We start from the raw sequence: 16,122 nt of genomic DNA, 5'->3' as shown, positions 1-16,122 counted from the left end.
CTCTATTTGATCATTTGAAAAATAGTTTAATGTTGTGGCATACAAGGCATCGCTCACCTGTAAATGCATGCACACATTTGATGGCATGCCTTGCTGCATGGGTTATCGATCCTATCTCTATTGTGGGCCAGAAAAGATTGAGTGTTTTATGAACCGTAATTCCGAACTGAGGTTTCTTTAACTCAGGTTGGCTCGTCGGGGCTGAAGCCGGTGCTGAAGCACAAAAGCTAAAATTCAGAAAATCAGGTTCATTTAGCGAAGTTGAACTATCAAGCAAGTGGAATTTTGCGCCAAAAGCTGGACTTCTTGCTGGCTATCAATGGCAAAATGGTCTTGGGCTAACCGCTTCATTTGATTATACCTTTGGTAAATCAGCAGCTGATTTAGATAAGATCTCTGACAATAATGGTAAAATCAATAAAGCCATTGCCTACTACACTGCAGGATTAAATCTTACCTATACACTGCCGCTATAATTAACTGCATTAACCTATCTAACACTCATCGCAACCTAATTAATGGTGAGTATACTTTTTGCAACAGGCTATTTGATCGACTTATTCCTTTCCCTCTGATCATAGTCTGTTGCAATAGAAGCGTTTAACAGGGGGAGAACCAATCGGTGGTCTCTGTTGAGCGAAAGCTCAACGGGCGAAGGGGAGTTAAAATCCGACCTATTGCAACTTCAAACCACTGGTTTGAGCTGCTTGATACATTACTTCAGTGCCTAGCTTTTGACTAATCTGATCAAACACACTCAATGGTTTAGTGAAATTAACCACCCTCATATCATTAAATTTCTCACGTTGCAAACTATCAACTGACGCAAACCCATCAATCAAGCCATATTTCTTAGCTTGTACACCCGAAAATGGCATGCCTGAGAATATTTTATCTTCTTGTTTTTTGTCAAGTCGATCGCCTCGCCCTACTTTAACCGCATCGATAAATACTTGATGCGTTTCAGTGAGCATTGCTTCCATTTCTGATACTTGTGAGGCACTTTGTGGTTCAAATGGATCTAAAAAACCTTTGTCTTTGCCTGCAGTGTATAATCTGCGTTCAACACCAATTTTCTTTAATAAATCAACAAAACCAAAGCCACCAGCTCTGACACCAATCGAACCAGTAATTGTCATTTTATTGGCATAAATATCTTTAGCACCTGACGCAATATAATAGCCACCTGACGCGCAAACATCGACGCACACCGCATATAATGGCGTTTTAGGATATTTGTTTTGCAAATAACGCATATGCTCATAAACATCATCCGATTGCACTGGTGAGCCGCCGGGGCTATTGATCTGTACAATCACCGCTTTAGTATTTTTATTTTTAAAGGCCGCATCCAAACTATCATTGATGCGTGTGGCATTGGCATTGCTATCATCGGCAATCACCCCATCGACCTTGACTAAGGCAATATGATTTTCATTATTCACCGGTTTACTGCTAAAGCTTTTAATCAAAAGTCCAATAATGATAATCGCAACGACTAACCAACAAAAGCGCCAGAATATACGCCAGCGCCGCGCGCGACGTTGCTCAAGAATGTAGGCATCAGCAATACGCTGTAAATGTTCAGACATAATATTTCCTTATTTGTTTAAAGAGAGATAAAAATAATCATAGGTTTAATGGTAGATGATTTGATAAAAAAATACAGCTTAGTTTATGCTTTCTCAGTAATAACTGTTTTAATCGCAAGCTCTTGTAACTGCTCATTTGAAACCTCAGCAGGTGCCTCGGTCATCAAGCAACTCGCTGTTTGTGTCTTAGGAAAAGCAATCACGTCACGAATATTGGTCGTGTGGGTAATCAACATTGTTAGACGATCTAAGCCAAATGCAATTCCGCCATGAATTGGTGCACCATACTGTAAAGCATCTAGTAAGAAGCTAAACTTCTCTTTGGCTTCTTCTTCGTTAATTCCTAATAGCTCAAATACCGTTTGCTGCATTTGCTGATCATGGATACGGATCGAGCCACCCCCAACTTCATAGCCATTGATCACCATATCATAAGCGCGAGATAGTGCTTTTTCAGGATGCGCTTTAAGCTCATCGACATTATCCACTTTTGGCGCAGTAAACGGATGATGTAATGCATAAAGCCTGCCATCTGCCTCTTCAAACATCGGAAAATCAACGACCCATAATGGGGCCCATGCTTTGGTATGTAGCTTAAGATCTTCACCAATTTTAACGCGTAACGCGCCCATTGAATCATTGATGATATTTGCTCTACCCGCACCAAAGAAAATAATATCACCATCTTTGGCCTCTGTTACTTCAAGCACTTTTGTCAATGCTTCATCTGAGAGATTTTTGACAATGGGTGATTGTAGCCCTTCTTTGCCTTTCGCCATCTCATTGACCTTGATATACGCCAGGCCTTTAGCACCATAAATACCGACAAACTTGGTATAATCATCAAGCATTTTACGTGTCAAGAGTGCATTGCCATTAGCTAAACGCATCGCAATGACACGTGATTTTTCATCATTGGCAGGTGCTGAGAACACTTTAAATTCTTCATTTTGCATAATGTTTTTCACATCAATGAAGTGTAATGGAATACGTAAATCCGGCTTATCGGAGCCATATTTAGTCATCGCTTCAGCATAACTTATCACCGGAAATTGCAATGGGAAATCCGCATCTGCCGTTTGTTTAAATAAACGACGAACCATATCTTCCATTAAATTCATTAATGTATTTTCATCGATAAATGACGCCTCAATATCAATCTGAGTAAATTCAGGCTGTCTATCTGCACGCAAATCTTCATCACGAAAACATTTAACGATCTGATAATAACGATCAAAACCAGATACCATCAATAGCTGTTTAAACAATTGTGGTGATTGCGGTAACGCATAAAACTTACCATGATGATTCCTACTTGGCACTAAGTAATCACGCGCACCCTCAGGCGTTGCCTTAGTTAAAAACGGCGTTTCAATATCCAAAAATCCATGCTCATTTAGGTAGTGACGGACAAACTGTGAAATACGCGCACGCTGGATCAAACGATTTTGAATCTCAGGTCGTCTTAGATCGATATAACGATATTTCAAACGCACATCTTCACCGACATGCTGATGCTCATCTAATTGAAAAGGAATGGTTTTAGCACGATTAATAAGCTCTAAACTTTGCCCAATAATTTCAATCTTACCACTGGCTAAGTTATTATTTTCCTGACCAAGAGGACGCAGTTTAACAAGACCTTTAGCTTTAATCACATACTCATGACGCACATGATTCGCTTGTTCAAAAACACTCGCATTTTCTGGTTCATAGACCAATTGCACAAGACCTGTACGATCACGGATATCTAAGAAAATAACACCACCATGATCACGACGACGGTGCACCCATCCACATATTTCAACGGTTTTATCAACCAGAGACTCATTTACTTCTGAACTATAATGACTACGCATTTTTTATCCTTTTACCCTTAAACCATAAATACTAAATTTTAAAAGACATATCGACCGATAAGCATATACAAATATGTGACAGATAACAATTCTTGAGACTGGGAGTTTTGCAAATTTATGTTTTAACGTATAGCTACGATCATATTCCCGCCCATTTTGATTGCGTAAACGTTGGCTGAGCGTAAGTCGAAGCCTCTGTAAAGTGTAATCTTCCTAAGTTTACCCTTTGACTTATGCTCAGGGTACGGTGAGCACTTGTGGGTGAATATTTAGTCTTCGCCTAACGTATTGAACTAAATTAAAAGCCGACATGCTCAAGCAGAAATGCTTCTTCCTCATCACTCGAGATTCGCCCTAGTTGCGCATTGCGATGTGGGTAACGTCCAAACCGATCAATAATTGTCTTGTGCGCTATCTCGAACTCTAAGCTTCCGCTATTGCCCAATGCAGTATAAAGCACTAACGCCTGCTGATGAATGATTTTTGATTCACTATGCATATAAGGCAAATAAGCAAATGAACGCTCACTATCACTTAATGTTTGATCTAGCTTCAACAGCACTAACTCTTGTGCTAAGACCAACGCCAATGAATCATAGGCAAAAGCTTCTTTTGTATTTCTAAAAATATTTCTCGAAAACTGATCGAGAACAATAATCTCTGCTAAGCGCCCCCGTGCTGTTTCGCGCCATGCAAACAACTCGCCACAAGATGCTGCTTTGTGAACTGCCAAAAATCGATCTTTAATGCTTTGATCCAATGCATCACTCTTTGCAAACCAATCTTTTGCTGTTAGCTCTTTAAACCAAAAGTCTAAAACCTCTTGATAGTGCATACAATGCTCTCTTAAGTTTATGCGTTTTAAAAATAATGCGTTGAGTGCTGGATTTGTAACGTTGCTTGCAACACCAGTGCATCCTCATGCTTATCACCAACGCGATAATAATTCTTACGAATTGAAATTTCTTCAAAGCCATATTTTCTATAGATGCTAATTGCAGGGATATTGGTAATTCTCACTTCTAAAAATAACTTCTCAATCTGCTTGTAAGACAAATGATTCATCAAATAGGCCAATAGCTTTTGCCCAAAACCTTGATGTTGATATGATTTTGCCACTGAAAAATTAAGAATTTCTGCCTCATCAAAAATCACTGAGATAACCGCAAAAGCGATCAATTGATGATTAAGATCAAATAAACCCCATGTCTCTGTATGCGCAGACAAGATACTATCTTTCATTTGTGACGCTGACCATGGGTATTCAAATACCTCACGTTCAATATCCATCATCTGTGGTAAATGGTTTTCACCTAATGGCAAAATCTGATACTGCATAAAGATTCATCATAGTTTGTTTTTTTACCTCGGCACGATTGAGTTCATTAAGCTTAAGCGCATAACACCTATCATGCAAACTTTGATCTAACAAGGTTTTTAAAGTCAAGTTTTCATCATAGAGAATTATCGCACTTGAGGCTATATTTTTTTCTGCTTGCGCTTGATCTTTTTCAATAAAACATACTGAGAACTGTGTAAACATCGCATTTATAAGCGCTTTAACACGATCCTGTTGTTCCAAGGTGGATATAATCACGCTCAGCTTATTCGCAATAATATGTGTCTCGTCTACTGATAGCTCTTCTTTATGGGCAGGATTATCTTTAGCATACCAACGCGTAATGGCTAAATGCTGTAAAATCGCATTTTGGCGCTCATTTTCGGTCATGCAAATTAAATCCCAATGCTCGATAATAGATTACAAATAGAGCGCACGGTATGTGTCAGCCTTGGATGACTTACCTCATACTCAATGATCGCCTGTTCAAGATCACTAAAATCTGCTTCTTTAGGATCTTGCAGCTTACTCATTTCCACTTTTTGTTTCGTCAAGTTAGCAATTTCAAGTGCTTGTGCTTTTTCGCTCTCAGGTAAAGATTTAAGTTCAATTTGTAACTGATCTAACAACTCGGATAAATGCTCAGTATCGTCAAAGTTTAATTTATCTGATGTTTTAAGAATTTCTTTGATTTTAGCGATTGTATCTTGTGGCATAGCTTGCTCCTAGCGCCTTTTGTTTGATTTTATTCTAGGTGTTAAGCGCTTGTTTGACAATTAACTTACTGGGAATAAATTAATTTTATTTTGACAGCGCAAAATACTGTCGTAATTATGAATACTATAACGTTCAACAAGACGCTTACATACTTCGATTGCTTTAAAAGAGTTGCCATGTTTATCCAAGCGCGGTGAGTAAATCGCAATCCCCATCAAATCAGGAACAACGACATAAATCCCGCCAGATACGCCACTTTTGGCAGGCAGTCCAATCGAGAACGCCCACTCACCTGAGTAATCATACATGCCACATGAGTACATCAACGACAAACAGTTTTTAACAGTTTCTGGTTTAAAGACTTCTTGCTTGTTAACAGCACAACTTCCAGAGTTGGCAAAGCTTGCCGCAATTGTTGCTAAAATCTCACTATTAAGTTCAATCGAACACGCCTGAAAATATAAATTAAGCGTACGATGCAAATCGGTATTTTTCGGGAAAGCTTGATGCTCACGCATAAAATAACCCAAGGCATAATTGCGATCTGCTGTTTCTTTTTCTGAGTTATATACGGCATTATTGAACGTAATTTTCTGACTATCTGCCAACTTATAAAGCGCTTGCATAATATGATTAAAGCGATCCGCGGGATTGGATTTACGTTTGATCATCGAGCACGACATAATCGCTCCGGCATTAATCATTGGATTATGCGGCAAGCCCTCATCGTTTAATGTTAACTCATTGAAGTTTTTGCCACTTGGCTCACGCCCGATATGCTTATGCACATGACTTAATCCATTTTCTTCTAGTGCCAGCGCATATAGCACAGGTTTCACCATCGATTGCATACAAAAGCGTGACTTATAATCACCAATGCTAAATTTTCTACCATCCACTGTGCACACAGAGATGGCAAACTGATTGGGGTCTACTTTTTTAAGCTCAGGAATATAGCTTGCTACTTTGCCTTGTTGATCAGACTTCAAGTTAGCATGAATATCGCTTAGATAAGCACAGAACTCTTGAAATTTTTCGTCAGAAATCATTATTGTAATTTTATATTTTAACCTTTGAAAATACGGCTTATTTTATACCTATCATTTGCTATTTGATAGCGCTTATTTAGCTGAAATCTGCCAACAATGGTGAATTGTTGGTCTTCTGAGAAAATCGCGTGACAAACATTTATCATCAATGTTTTGGCAATCATACTTTGCCTGAAGCCCTTCATCAAATTTAAACTTGCGATAGTTATTAGAGAAATATAACACGCCTTTTCTTGTTAAAAGTCCCATTGCAAGCTCAATTAATTCAACATGATCACGCTGCACATCCAAGACATTTTGCATACGCTTAGAGTTAGAAAATGTGGGAGGATCTAGAAAAATCACATCAAATTGCTTACGCGCTTTAACGGCTTCTTTAAGCCACGTAAAGCAATCCGTCTGAATAAATACATGCTGATCAATATTTAATTTATTTAAGTGAAAATTGCGTTTGCCCCAATCTAGATAGGTCTTTGACATATCAACACTAACAACTTGAGCGCCCATCAATGCCGCATGCACACTTGCCGAGCATGTATAAGAAAACAGGTTTAATAACGTTTTGCCTTGAGCGGCTTTTGCCACAATTTGACGCATTTTACGGTGATCTAAAAAAAGACCAGTATCTAAATAATCGTCAAAATTCACATAAAACAAAGCATCATGTTCTTTAACTACATGGAACTTATCGGTTATTGCCTGCCTTTGATATTGACTATCACCCTTTTGTCGCTGGCGTGTTTTTAAATGAATATGTTCATATCTAACCTCTAACACTTCAGCAATGTGATAAACTGCTTGCAACAGACGCTTTTGTGCAAGTTTTTCATCAACTGTTTTACCCATTTGATACTCTTGTACATGCACATGGGTATTATAAAGATCAATTGCCACCGCGTATTCAGGCAAGTCCGCATCATAGATACGATAACACTCAAGCTCCTGCTGCTGCGCCCATTTTTGGATTTGTTGATAATTCTTTAATAAACGATTTTTAAATGCCAAATGTCCATCATCTTGCAAAACTGCATTCTTAGCTTGACGCGTTAATTTCTGTGTCGCAGATTCATGCTGCATCACCCACTGGTCAGACACTTCAAATTGATAAAGCATCGTCTCAAGCGCACCATTGAAGAACTTATTAACTTTCATCGCTCTTAAGCCAAGCGCTCTCACCGATTCACTTGCCGCACTGAATATTGACACCTTCCAACCACTGAAATCACGTATTAATGCCTTGCCAAATCCGCTAAATAATCCACGCAATTTTTCCGGTCGACCATGGTACAAACGCTCACCATAGGGCGGATTGGTCAAGATAAAACCTGTTTTTTCGTGCGCATCATTACTTAAATCTCTGACATCCTGCACAAACACTTCAATTGCACCAACAAGATCGGCACTTGCTATATTCTGGCGTGCTTTGTCCAATACGCGCATATCATCGTCATAGCCAATTAGAGTTATATTGCTTTTCTCTTTGCCCATATTTTTGCGCATTAACGCTTCTGATTTTAGCGCCTGCCATGCTGCATAATCAAAATCACGCCAATGCATAAAACAAAACGTATCACGCGTAAGATTTGGCGCAATATCATATGCCATCATCGCCGCTTCAATTAAGATCGTCCCTGAACCACACATCGGATCGATAAAGTTAACTTGATCTTTTTTAAGCTCATCTAACCAGCCACTTTTGACAAGTAGTGCGGCTGCTAAAGTCTCTTTTAATGGTGCCTCACCTTGCGCTAAGCGATAGCCTCGACGATGTAAGCTTTGCCCTGTCAATGACAAATAAATAAATGCCATGCCTTTTTGCAAATGGATATTGATGACAATATCTGGATGCTCTAAATCAACGTTTGAGCGCTCATCCGTCTGATCACGGAAATAATCCACCACCGCATCCTTTGCTTTTTGTGCTGCAAATTGAGTGTTATTAAACACTTGATGTTTACCAGAGACTTCAATTTTAATTGATTGTTTAACATCAAAGAAACTCGCCCAAGGTAATCCATAGAGCTCATTATAAAAAGCATCGGCACTGTCAAACTTAGCCACATGCAATTTGCGATGCACCTGATTGGCAAGGCGTGACCATAAACACACCTTATAAGCAGTGACAAGATCGGCTTCAAACTCAACACCCGCAAGCTTCTCGCGTGCTTCATCAACGCCTAGTGCTAACAGCTCATCTTTTAGTAACAGTTCAATGCCTTTGGCGCAACTTGCAAAAAAGCTTAATAACCTAGTTTGCTCTACATTCTCGGTAGTAAGTGAAATATCCATTAGAAATAATCGCTAAAAATTCAATCTGGCGATTATACCACTTATAAATTATTTTGCGGTGTTTAATTGCGAGGCATTTTTACTAAATCAATGCCTAGAACCTAAGTCCTCATCTTCTTTATCTCCTTCTATTAAGTGCGTCAACTCATCACAGAGTATTAGCTGATCACCTTTAAACTCAAACATTGCAATAACCTTCGCTTTAATGATCATGCCATTAATTTTCTTAGCTTCAGGATAATGCACACTACATACTTTATTGCCCTCTTCGATTAAATGTTCAAAGTGAATTTTCACCTGACTTACCGTTGACTTGAGCGCTTTGATATGTGCAATAAAGTCATCAAATTTTAGTATTTTGCCATCAACATACTGTGTATAATCAGGGTGAAAGTATTTATGAATATCTGCTTCATCAAAATCATCTTTTTCAAAAATGATCTTAAATATCCGTACTAATAGCTCTTTCTTATCTGAGCAATGTTCTTGTCTTTTTTGAGTAATCGTTTTTCTATTCATTACAGTCTCCTTTGATGCTGATTTATCCTGTTTTAACTAAAGCACATTATATCTTTATCATAATTCGTATTTTATACGCATTAAGACCAATAGTTGCTTCTATCAGACACACTCAATCCTGTATTGAAAAAATTTACACCATATCACGCCTTGTTATAAAACTACTTTTCTAATATTATCTAAAAGGTTCTAACCAAATACTAGGGGAGAGGGTATGGAAAAGAAACTAAATCAGCCGGGGCTGTTCTCGGCAATTGCCATTAGTATTGGCACAATGATGGGTAGCGGTTGGTTGTTTGCATCATACTATGCATCAAAAGCTGCAGGTGGTGCTTCAATTTTGTCATGGATTATCGGTGCACTTGCCGTGCTGATCATGGCATTATTACTAGCAGAGATCGCCATAAAATATCCAGTCAATGGCCTTTTTACACGATTAATCAGTATTTCACATAATCCACACTTTGGCTTTGTTACCGGCATATCAAACTGGCTTTTAGGTTTGATCGTCATTCCGTCTGAAGCCATGGCAACCACCCAGTATATCGCATCTATCTATAAACCGATGACTCCGTATATATTTGCTAATGGCTCATTAACCTTAGCGGGTGTTGGTGTGGTTGGCGTGTTTATGTTGATTTATACACTGATCAATTACTGGGGTATTCATTTTTTTGCAAAGATTAACAACTCCATTACGACACTCAAGATTATTATCCCTATCGTCACTGCTGTTCTTATGCTGCTTGCTGCATTTCATAGCAGTAATTTCACCGCACAAAATGCCAGTTTTATACCTTTTGGCAGTAGCAGTATATTTGGTGCGATTGTCAGCTGCGGTATTTTTTATTCATTCTTTGGATTCCAAACAGCGGTTAGTTTTACCGCAGAGCTTAAAAACCCTAAACGCAATGTGCCTATAGCGTTAATTAGCAGTGTACTCATTGTGCTTGGCATCTATTTGCTCTTACAAATTGCCTTTATCGGTGCGCTACCACCGCACATGCTTGATAATGGCTGGGCAGGACTTAATTTTGAATCACCATTAGCGCAATTGACAGGACTTATTGGTTTAAATGCCTTAGCCGTTGTCCTATATGCTGATGCTTTTATTAGCCCTTCAGGCACGGGGATTATTTATACTGGTGCGAGCACGCGTATGCTCAATGAGATGGGCAAGCATGGTCAAGTACCTAAAGTCTTTGGCAAAATTAACGAACAAATTGGCATGTCGCGTATTTGCTTGATTTTTACTTTTATCTGCTCATTGATTTTAATTATTTTCTTCAGAAACTGGCAGCTTATTGCTTCGTTAACCACCACGTTTATTTTGATTTCATGTATTGCTTTGCCAATTGCTTACAGCAAGCTCAAAGCCAATAAAAATGACCCATTAACAATAAGCTATTTGCCATTTCCGCAAGTATTCTCATTTGTGATCTTTTTATTCTTAAGCTACTTATTAATGATTTCAGGCATTATCAATTTGGCAGTAGCTTTGATCCTGCATTTGGCCTTTTTTGTAATGTATGCTGGCATGAAAATAAAAACACACGACAACAAGCTCATCAAGGAGATGATTATTGGCTCATGGGGAATTTTCTTATTCCTGGTATTTGAGCTAGTTGCTGCCATTACTTACAAGCACTTTGCCAATTACACTGCGTTTTATATTGTATTTCTTATGTTAAGCTCACTGTTTTATTTTGTGCTTGTTGCACAGAAATCAGAAGAGCATTAAAAAATATTTACAAGCAATTACACAACAATACATAAAGTGGTTACATAAATGCTTTATGCTATTGAGAATATGACCATTTTTAAGTCAAACCGTGGCAAGCCATCGTATGGGAGACGGTGGCTTACTGTGAAAATTATTGCATCAACATGATGTATTTTTAAGTAAACACTTGGGGGAGGAATTCTTATGGCTGTTAATACAGATAATATAAAATCACCAGCTTTATTTTCTGCCATCGCCATTGGCGTTGGTTGTATTATTGGCAGTGGCTGGCTTTTCGCATCTTACAATGCGGCAAAAGCCGTGGGTTCAATGGCATTTTTATCTTGGATTATTGGTGCAATCTTAGCCTTAATCCTAGCACTGCTACTGGCTGAAACCGCAACAATGTTCAAAGAGCGCGCCTTTTTCGCACGCATTCTCACACTATCACATAAGAATACTGATTTTGGCTTTGTCGTTGCCATCTCAAGTTTAATGGGCCTGATTCTGGTAATTCCATCTGAAGCGTCTGCAACTATTCAATATCTTAGCGGTGTATATCCTGGCCTTATGGCAGGCAAGAATTTATCTCTGACGGGTGAGATCTATGTCGTTGCAATAATTATTATCTACGGATTAATCAATTTCTGGGGTTTGCAGCTTCTTTCTAAAGTGAACAATATTATTACGCTATTTAAACTTATTGTCCCACTTGCAACTGGCATAATTATCATTGCTTATGCGGGATGGCATGGTGAGTTTCATGCAGCAAACTTTTCATTAAGCAGCTTTCATCAATCCATGGGTAGCATGGTTGGTGGCGCAATTGCTACTGTGGTTACTGGTGGTATTTTCTACTCTTTTTATGGGTTTGGACTTATTGCGGTATTTGGCGCTGAGCTTAAAAACCCTAAACGTAATATTCCATTAGCATTAGTTGGCTGTGTCCTTATTTGCCTTGTTGTCTATCTTATTTTGCAGTTTGCCTTTATCGGTGCGATGCCGACCAAATACCTTGAGCATGGCTGGCAAAACTTGCCAGTTTTCTCCTCACCATTGGCGCAACTTCTTGGTTTAATCGGTGTAAATGTGGCAATGATTTGGGTGTTATATGCAGATTCAGCCATTAGCCCATCAGGCACAGGAGCGCTTTATATGGGCTCAAGCTCACGCATGATCACTGGTATGTCACAAGATGGTCAACTACCTTCGTTCTTTGATCGCATTATTGCCAAGTATAATTTATCAAGACGTTCGTTAATTACCGTTTTTATCATTGGTGTAATTATGGTGTTTTTCTCTAAAAACTGGCAAAACATCATGATTATGGTCACCGTGTTTCAGCTTATCTCATGCGTTGCTATTCCTGTGGCATTAGCACGCTTAAGAAAATCAGAACCTCAAGCAGAACGCGCATTTAAAGTGCCTTTTGGTTTGTCTTTAAGTTATGTGATTTTTCTAGTCGTCTCTTACCTTATGGTACAAGCATCGATGAAAGCCGTACTTTTGGCACTGATCGCGCATGTTATCTTATTTATTGTCTATGCCTTGAGTTACTACAAAAATGACGCAAGTAAAATCTGGAAATCGCTTTGCTCTTCGTGGTCAATCTTCTTTTATTTAGCGATTAGCGTGCCATTTAGTCACTTAGTTGATATCAAATCATTTGGTCATTTATATACACTAATAGCATTCTTAATTGCTTATACTTTGGCTTATATAGCCATGGTTAATCAAAGAAATCACCAGTAATTTCTCCAACGCATAGACAACTGAGCATCAAGTCACTAGACTTGAGCTTACTCTTAAGTGACAAGGATTATTTATGCGTCGACACATTGTATCCATCATCACAGGACTCACCGTTATTATGACGGGTATAGGTTATGCTGATGCAAACTTTGATAAGGCGATGACCTATGCGACAGTTAATACCGTTATTGCAACCAGCTCAGCGATTGCTTTACAAAAAGCCGGCTTTAAAACCCAAACCTATAATACGCAATACGGTTTAGTTACTACTATTGATAATGGTCAAAACAATATATCTCAAAAGAATCAAAATGAGCCTAGCACTTGGCAAACACAGCAAGAGATCTCTCAACAACGACAAGATTTCATGAATCAATAAATGCGTTTTTTAGTGCTTACGCTCACGCACAAAACATAAGGTGAGTAATGCCAAAATAATGCTTCCAGGCAAAATACTAAAAGCCACTTCATAGCTTGACACACTATAGTTTGCACCCAAGACATCCGGTTGCAAATGATCTAAAATCATGCCAACAAGTCCTTCAAAGGTGCCACCAAAGATTGGCTCTCCGGTATTGATCAATGCCACAGCAGTCGCCATCACCCATAAAGGATTCACCTTACGTCCAACGACAAAGACCAACATAAATGAGCTCGTTACAATGCCATAAACAAGACAAGCAATAACTAATAACGTTGTATTTAAATGCAAATACAAAATAGCCAGCAAAGATACAAAACCAATCAGTGTGCAGCAAAACATAATCGGCACACAGCGGATCTTAACCGATAATTTCCCCATGATCGGCGCACCTATCCCCATACCGATAAAAATACACGAAATAAAATAACTAGCTTGAGTTGTTGTTAACGCATATTTTTGAACAAAAAAGCTATTTCCCCACAACCCACCAAAGGCATCAATCGTGGTGAAGATCAAACCAGAATACGCCATAAGTAACCAATTATTGCGTGAACTGATGACCTTTTTGATCATCTTTAAAATATTTTTTTGCTCATTTTGCGCTGCTTGCTCCTCCGCTAAATTAGCATGCCCCTCTTCAGGATCATCACGCACAATAAGCCAATAAACAATTGCAAAAACCACGCCAATAATTGCACAGTAATACAAACCTTCTTGCCAACCAACACTATTAAATAAAGCCGACAAGGGCGCTTGCCCAACAACAGCTCCAGCCATTGCCGCGGTTAATAATAAACTACTGGCAACAGAGAAACCTTTTTCATCAAACCATGTCGCTGCTGCTTTCATATAACTCACTGTGGCAAACGCAACACCTAGCCCCATCATCAAGCGCCCGATAAAGGCAAAAGCAATATGATTAGATGCTGCAAACAGCAAGACCCCAAACGCACTGATAAGCAATGACACCGTACTGACATTGCGACAGCCAAAACGATCAAGAAGCAATCCAGCAAACGGCTGGATAAACAGCACACAATACAAAAAAACCGCCGACAGAAACCCCATTTGTGCTGAGTTAATACCAAAATGCAGTTTGATATCACCGGCGATCAAACTTGGAAAGACCAATGCAATATACTTATAAAATAATAAAAATGAGCTAAGAACAATAACAATCCAAGCATAGCCTTTGATATTTTTGATCGACATGTGTTTTCTGCTTCTTCTTTTTTAGACATAAGGCGTTATATTAACAGCCATTTTTTGGCAAAAGAAGTATATTTTTATGTTGAGATGTCTCTCTTTTTAGAAAGTTATAAGCTAAGCTTAAGCTAGGATGATGAAAAACTAAGGTAATGAAGATCTCTATGAAGAAAATAATCTCAATATTGAGTTTAGCTTTATGTGCAAGCTCAATAAGCAGTTATGCTTATGAAACACTGTCTTATGGCTTTGTTTATGTCAACGGCGGCTATGCCAATAGCCCAAGCTCGCTTGATTGGAATCAGTTCTCGCTACCCAATCATACAACAGCCAACAACGGCGAAAGCTCCAACGCCTTTAGCGCGAGTATGCTTGCAGGTCTTGGCGCTGATCTAGGTTATGATCTATCATTAGAAGCTATGCTCGGCATTGGCTTTACCAGCGCCCTATACGATAGTAGTGCAACCACCACGAGCACACTGCCACCACCAGCAACCGCGCACGGCAGCTTTAAGATTGAGCGCTCACTGTATGTGCCGATATTACTGGGTTTAAAATACCAACCATTTAATCGTTTAAGCTTTTCAGCCGCAGGAGGAGCCGCCTTTTTAAATCAAACGTACAAAGCTAATTTAAGTGGTTTTAGCACGCCCATTGCCAGTGACGGGACACTATCGGGCTTTCAACCTGCTATGCGCTTAGCGATGGATGTTCAATTAACGAGAAGCTTAAGCCTATCAGCAAGTTATTTGCGGACTTTTGGTAATGCGACAATTGATAATGATAATTCTAAACCACTCCCTATTCAAACATTTAGTCTTGGCTTACGCTATCAATTCCCAATGGGTGAAGCACTTGCCAAGCAACGTATTTATGGTACGCCATCAATTCGATGAAATATCCTGTGATATTGATAAACCGCCATTTGTTGCGGCATAAATATTACTGCCTGAAACAAAAAGAGCATAAACGCCATGAAGTAAGTCTTTAACGCGATCAGTCAACAATGCCCACTCTGACTCATCAATGGCAGTATAGCTACTGCCTAGATTTAAGAGTGTAATTTGGTGCACTTTGCCGCTTGTCATGCGCATCGTTTCAACTAAACGATAGCTGTAGTAGGTGACATCAGCGATGGTGCGTGTTTTTGTTTTGCGCATGTACATAAATCATGCAGTGATATTTTGTATTAAGCTGACTCTATCAGAGTTTACAAGCATAAGAAATAGTAAATACATATATTATGGCGCTACAAAAGTGATTTTGACATAAAATGAACGTAGGAATAAGGGATTGAGAGGCATCAAATTGCAAAAAAAGTTTGATTTGAATGCTTTATAATCAAAAATTTACCAACTTGGGTATAAATTATATATCACAAAGCAAAAAGGCACCTATTAGGTGCCTTTCTAAATAAAAAACCTGATGACGTTCTACTTTCACATGGCGAATGCCACACTATCATCGACGCTAACTGTTTTCACTTCTGAGTTCGGAATGGAATCAGGTGGTTCACAGTCGCTATTTTCATCAGGTAACTGTCAAGCTGAAAGCTCTAACAATCTATCATAGAGTAATAACCAAGTCTCTCGGGCAATTAGTACTGGTTAGCTTCATACATTACTGCACTTCTACAGCCAGCCTATCAACGTC

General features: G+C 39.0%; 14 protein-coding genes, 1 rRNA gene and 1 pseudogene. 4 read left to right on the top strand and 12 right to left on the bottom strand.

The features are described from left to right. Window positions 1–674: 674 nt before the first annotated feature. The 9 genes from DNJ75_RS12920 to DNJ75_RS12880 form a co-directional block, all read right to left on the bottom strand. Window positions 675–1,592: a S49 family peptidase gene (locus tag DNJ75_RS12920; protein WP_117003872.1), complete on the bottom strand. Its 918-nt coding sequence runs from the start codon at window positions 1,590–1,592 to the stop codon at window positions 675–677. Window positions 1,593–1,675: 83 nt separating this feature from the next. Continuing rightward, window positions 1,676–3,451 (bottom strand): aspartate--tRNA ligase, encoded by a 1,776-nt coding sequence (aspS, locus tag DNJ75_RS12915; protein WP_117003871.1) that lies wholly within the window; start codon window positions 3,449–3,451, stop codon window positions 1,676–1,678. A gap of 298 nt (window positions 3,452–3,749) precedes the next feature. Beyond that, window positions 3,750–4,286, bottom strand: a complete 537-nt coding sequence (locus tag DNJ75_RS12910) for a DUF924 family protein (RefSeq protein WP_117003870.1) — start codon at window positions 4,284–4,286, stop codon at window positions 3,750–3,752. Between the two features lie 26 nt (window positions 4,287–4,312). Beyond that, complete coding sequence (gene rimI / locus DNJ75_RS12905; RefSeq protein ID WP_117003869.1) at window positions 4,313–4,789, bottom strand: ribosomal protein S18-alanine N-acetyltransferase; 477 nt, start codon at window positions 4,787–4,789, stop codon at window positions 4,313–4,315. Then, a complete protein-coding gene (locus DNJ75_RS12900) occupies window positions 4,761–5,180 on the bottom strand; it encodes a hypothetical protein (RefSeq protein WP_117003868.1) in 420 nt (139 codons plus the stop codon). The genes rimI and DNJ75_RS12900 overlap by 29 nt, the downstream gene beginning before the upstream one ends. Before the next feature lie 5 nt (window positions 5,181–5,185). Beyond that, entirely contained in the window at window positions 5,186–5,506 is a 321-nt protein-coding gene (locus DNJ75_RS12895; RefSeq protein ID WP_117003867.1) for a DUF4404 family protein, read from the bottom strand. Between the two features lie 60 nt (window positions 5,507–5,566). Continuing rightward, window positions 5,567–6,556, bottom strand: a complete 990-nt coding sequence (gene glsA, locus DNJ75_RS12890) for a glutaminase A (RefSeq protein WP_117003866.1) — start codon at window positions 6,554–6,556, stop codon at window positions 5,567–5,569. 72 nt (window positions 6,557–6,628) lie between these two features. Continuing rightward, window positions 6,629–8,845: a bifunctional 23S rRNA (guanine(2069)-N(7))-methyltransferase RlmK/23S rRNA (guanine(2445)-N(2))-methyltransferase RlmL gene (rlmKL, locus tag DNJ75_RS12885; RefSeq protein ID WP_117003865.1), complete on the bottom strand. Its 2,217-nt coding sequence runs from the start codon at window positions 8,843–8,845 to the stop codon at window positions 6,629–6,631. 87 nt (window positions 8,846–8,932) lie between these two features. After that, complete coding sequence (locus DNJ75_RS12880; protein ID WP_117003864.1) at window positions 8,933–9,364, bottom strand: nuclear transport factor 2 family protein; 432 nt, start codon at window positions 9,362–9,364, stop codon at window positions 8,933–8,935. 214 nt (window positions 9,365–9,578) lie between these two features. On the opposite strand from DNJ75_RS12880, the gene DNJ75_RS12875 reads away from it, so the two are divergent. From DNJ75_RS12875 to DNJ75_RS12865, 3 genes are all read left to right on the top strand, one after another. Next, a complete protein-coding gene (locus DNJ75_RS12875; RefSeq protein ID WP_117003863.1) occupies window positions 9,579–11,105 on the top strand; it encodes an APC family permease in 1,527 nt (508 codons plus the stop codon). Between the two features lie 186 nt (window positions 11,106–11,291). After that, complete coding sequence (locus DNJ75_RS12870) at window positions 11,292–12,839, top strand: APC family permease (RefSeq protein ID WP_117003862.1); 1,548 nt, start codon at window positions 11,292–11,294, stop codon at window positions 12,837–12,839. Between the two features lie 73 nt (window positions 12,840–12,912). After that, complete coding sequence (locus tag DNJ75_RS12865; protein ID WP_117003861.1) at window positions 12,913–13,218, top strand: hypothetical protein; 306 nt, start codon at window positions 12,913–12,915, stop codon at window positions 13,216–13,218. 9 nt (window positions 13,219–13,227) lie between these two features. On the opposite strand, the gene DNJ75_RS12860 is transcribed toward DNJ75_RS12865, so the two are convergent. Next, a complete protein-coding gene (locus DNJ75_RS12860) occupies window positions 13,228–14,475 on the bottom strand; it encodes an MFS transporter (RefSeq protein ID WP_117003860.1) in 1,248 nt (415 codons plus the stop codon). 158 nt (window positions 14,476–14,633) lie between these two features. Here DNJ75_RS12860 and DNJ75_RS12855 point away from each other — a divergent pair, with 158 nt between their 5' ends. Continuing rightward, window positions 14,634–15,365, top strand: a complete 732-nt coding sequence (locus DNJ75_RS12855; protein ID WP_157968338.1) for an outer membrane beta-barrel protein — start codon at window positions 14,634–14,636, stop codon at window positions 15,363–15,365. Window positions 15,366–15,440: 75 nt separating this feature from the next. On the opposite strand, the pseudogene DNJ75_RS12850 reads toward DNJ75_RS12855, so the two are convergent. Together DNJ75_RS12850 and rrf are read right to left on the bottom strand one after the other, a co-directional pair. Then, window positions 15,441–15,635: pseudogene (locus DNJ75_RS12850) on the bottom strand (IS1634 family transposase); the annotation flags it as partial. Between the two features lie 254 nt (window positions 15,636–15,889). Next, window positions 15,890–16,004, bottom strand: a 5S ribosomal RNA gene (gene rrf, locus DNJ75_RS12845). Window positions 16,005–16,122: the final 118 nt, after the last annotated feature.

This window comes from Cysteiniphilum litorale, assembly GCF_003428165.1.
GTDB lineage: Bacteria > Pseudomonadota > Gammaproteobacteria > Francisellales > Francisellaceae > Caedibacter > Caedibacter litoralis.
This window is presented reverse-complemented; position numbering and strand designations above follow the sequence as displayed.

What these genes read in the sequence shown, in the direction of transcription:
- rlmKL (WP_117003865.1), bottom strand. Translation starts at nt 8,845, where the DNA reads ATGGATATTTCACTTACTACCGAGAATGTAGAGCAAACTAGGTTATTA.
- DNJ75_RS12855 (WP_157968338.1), top strand. Translation starts at nt 14,634, where the DNA reads ATGAAGAAAATAATCTCAATATTGAGTTTAGCTTTATGTGCAAGCTCA.
- DNJ75_RS12865 (WP_117003861.1), top strand. Translation starts at nt 12,913, where the DNA reads ATGCGTCGACACATTGTATCCATCATCACAGGACTCACCGTTATTATG.
- aspS (WP_117003871.1), bottom strand. Translation starts at nt 3,451, where the DNA reads ATGCGTAGTCATTATAGTTCAGAAGTAAATGAGTCTCTGGTTGATAAA.
- DNJ75_RS12920 (WP_117003872.1), bottom strand. Translation starts at nt 1,592, where the DNA reads ATGTCTGAACATTTACAGCGTATTGCTGATGCCTACATTCTTGAGCAA.
- DNJ75_RS12880 (WP_117003864.1), bottom strand. Translation starts at nt 9,364, where the DNA reads ATGAATAGAAAAACGATTACTCAAAAAAGACAAGAACATTGCTCAGAT.
- DNJ75_RS12895 (WP_117003867.1), bottom strand. Translation starts at nt 5,506, where the DNA reads ATGCCACAAGATACAATCGCTAAAATCAAAGAAATTCTTAAAACATCA.
- DNJ75_RS12860 (WP_117003860.1), bottom strand. Translation starts at nt 14,475, where the DNA reads ATGTCGATCAAAAATATCAAAGGCTATGCTTGGATTGTTATTGTTCTT.
- DNJ75_RS12870 (WP_117003862.1), top strand. Translation starts at nt 11,292, where the DNA reads ATGGCTGTTAATACAGATAATATAAAATCACCAGCTTTATTTTCTGCC.
- glsA (WP_117003866.1), bottom strand. Translation starts at nt 6,556, where the DNA reads ATGATTTCTGACGAAAAATTTCAAGAGTTCTGTGCTTATCTAAGCGAT.
- DNJ75_RS12900 (WP_117003868.1), bottom strand. Translation starts at nt 5,180, where the DNA reads ATGACCGAAAATGAGCGCCAAAATGCGATTTTACAGCATTTAGCCATT.
- rimI (WP_117003869.1), bottom strand. Translation starts at nt 4,789, where the DNA reads ATGCAGTATCAGATTTTGCCATTAGGTGAAAACCATTTACCACAGATG.
- DNJ75_RS12910 (WP_117003870.1), bottom strand. Translation starts at nt 4,286, where the DNA reads ATGCACTATCAAGAGGTTTTAGACTTTTGGTTTAAAGAGCTAACAGCA.
- DNJ75_RS12875 (WP_117003863.1), top strand. Translation starts at nt 9,579, where the DNA reads ATGGAAAAGAAACTAAATCAGCCGGGGCTGTTCTCGGCAATTGCCATT.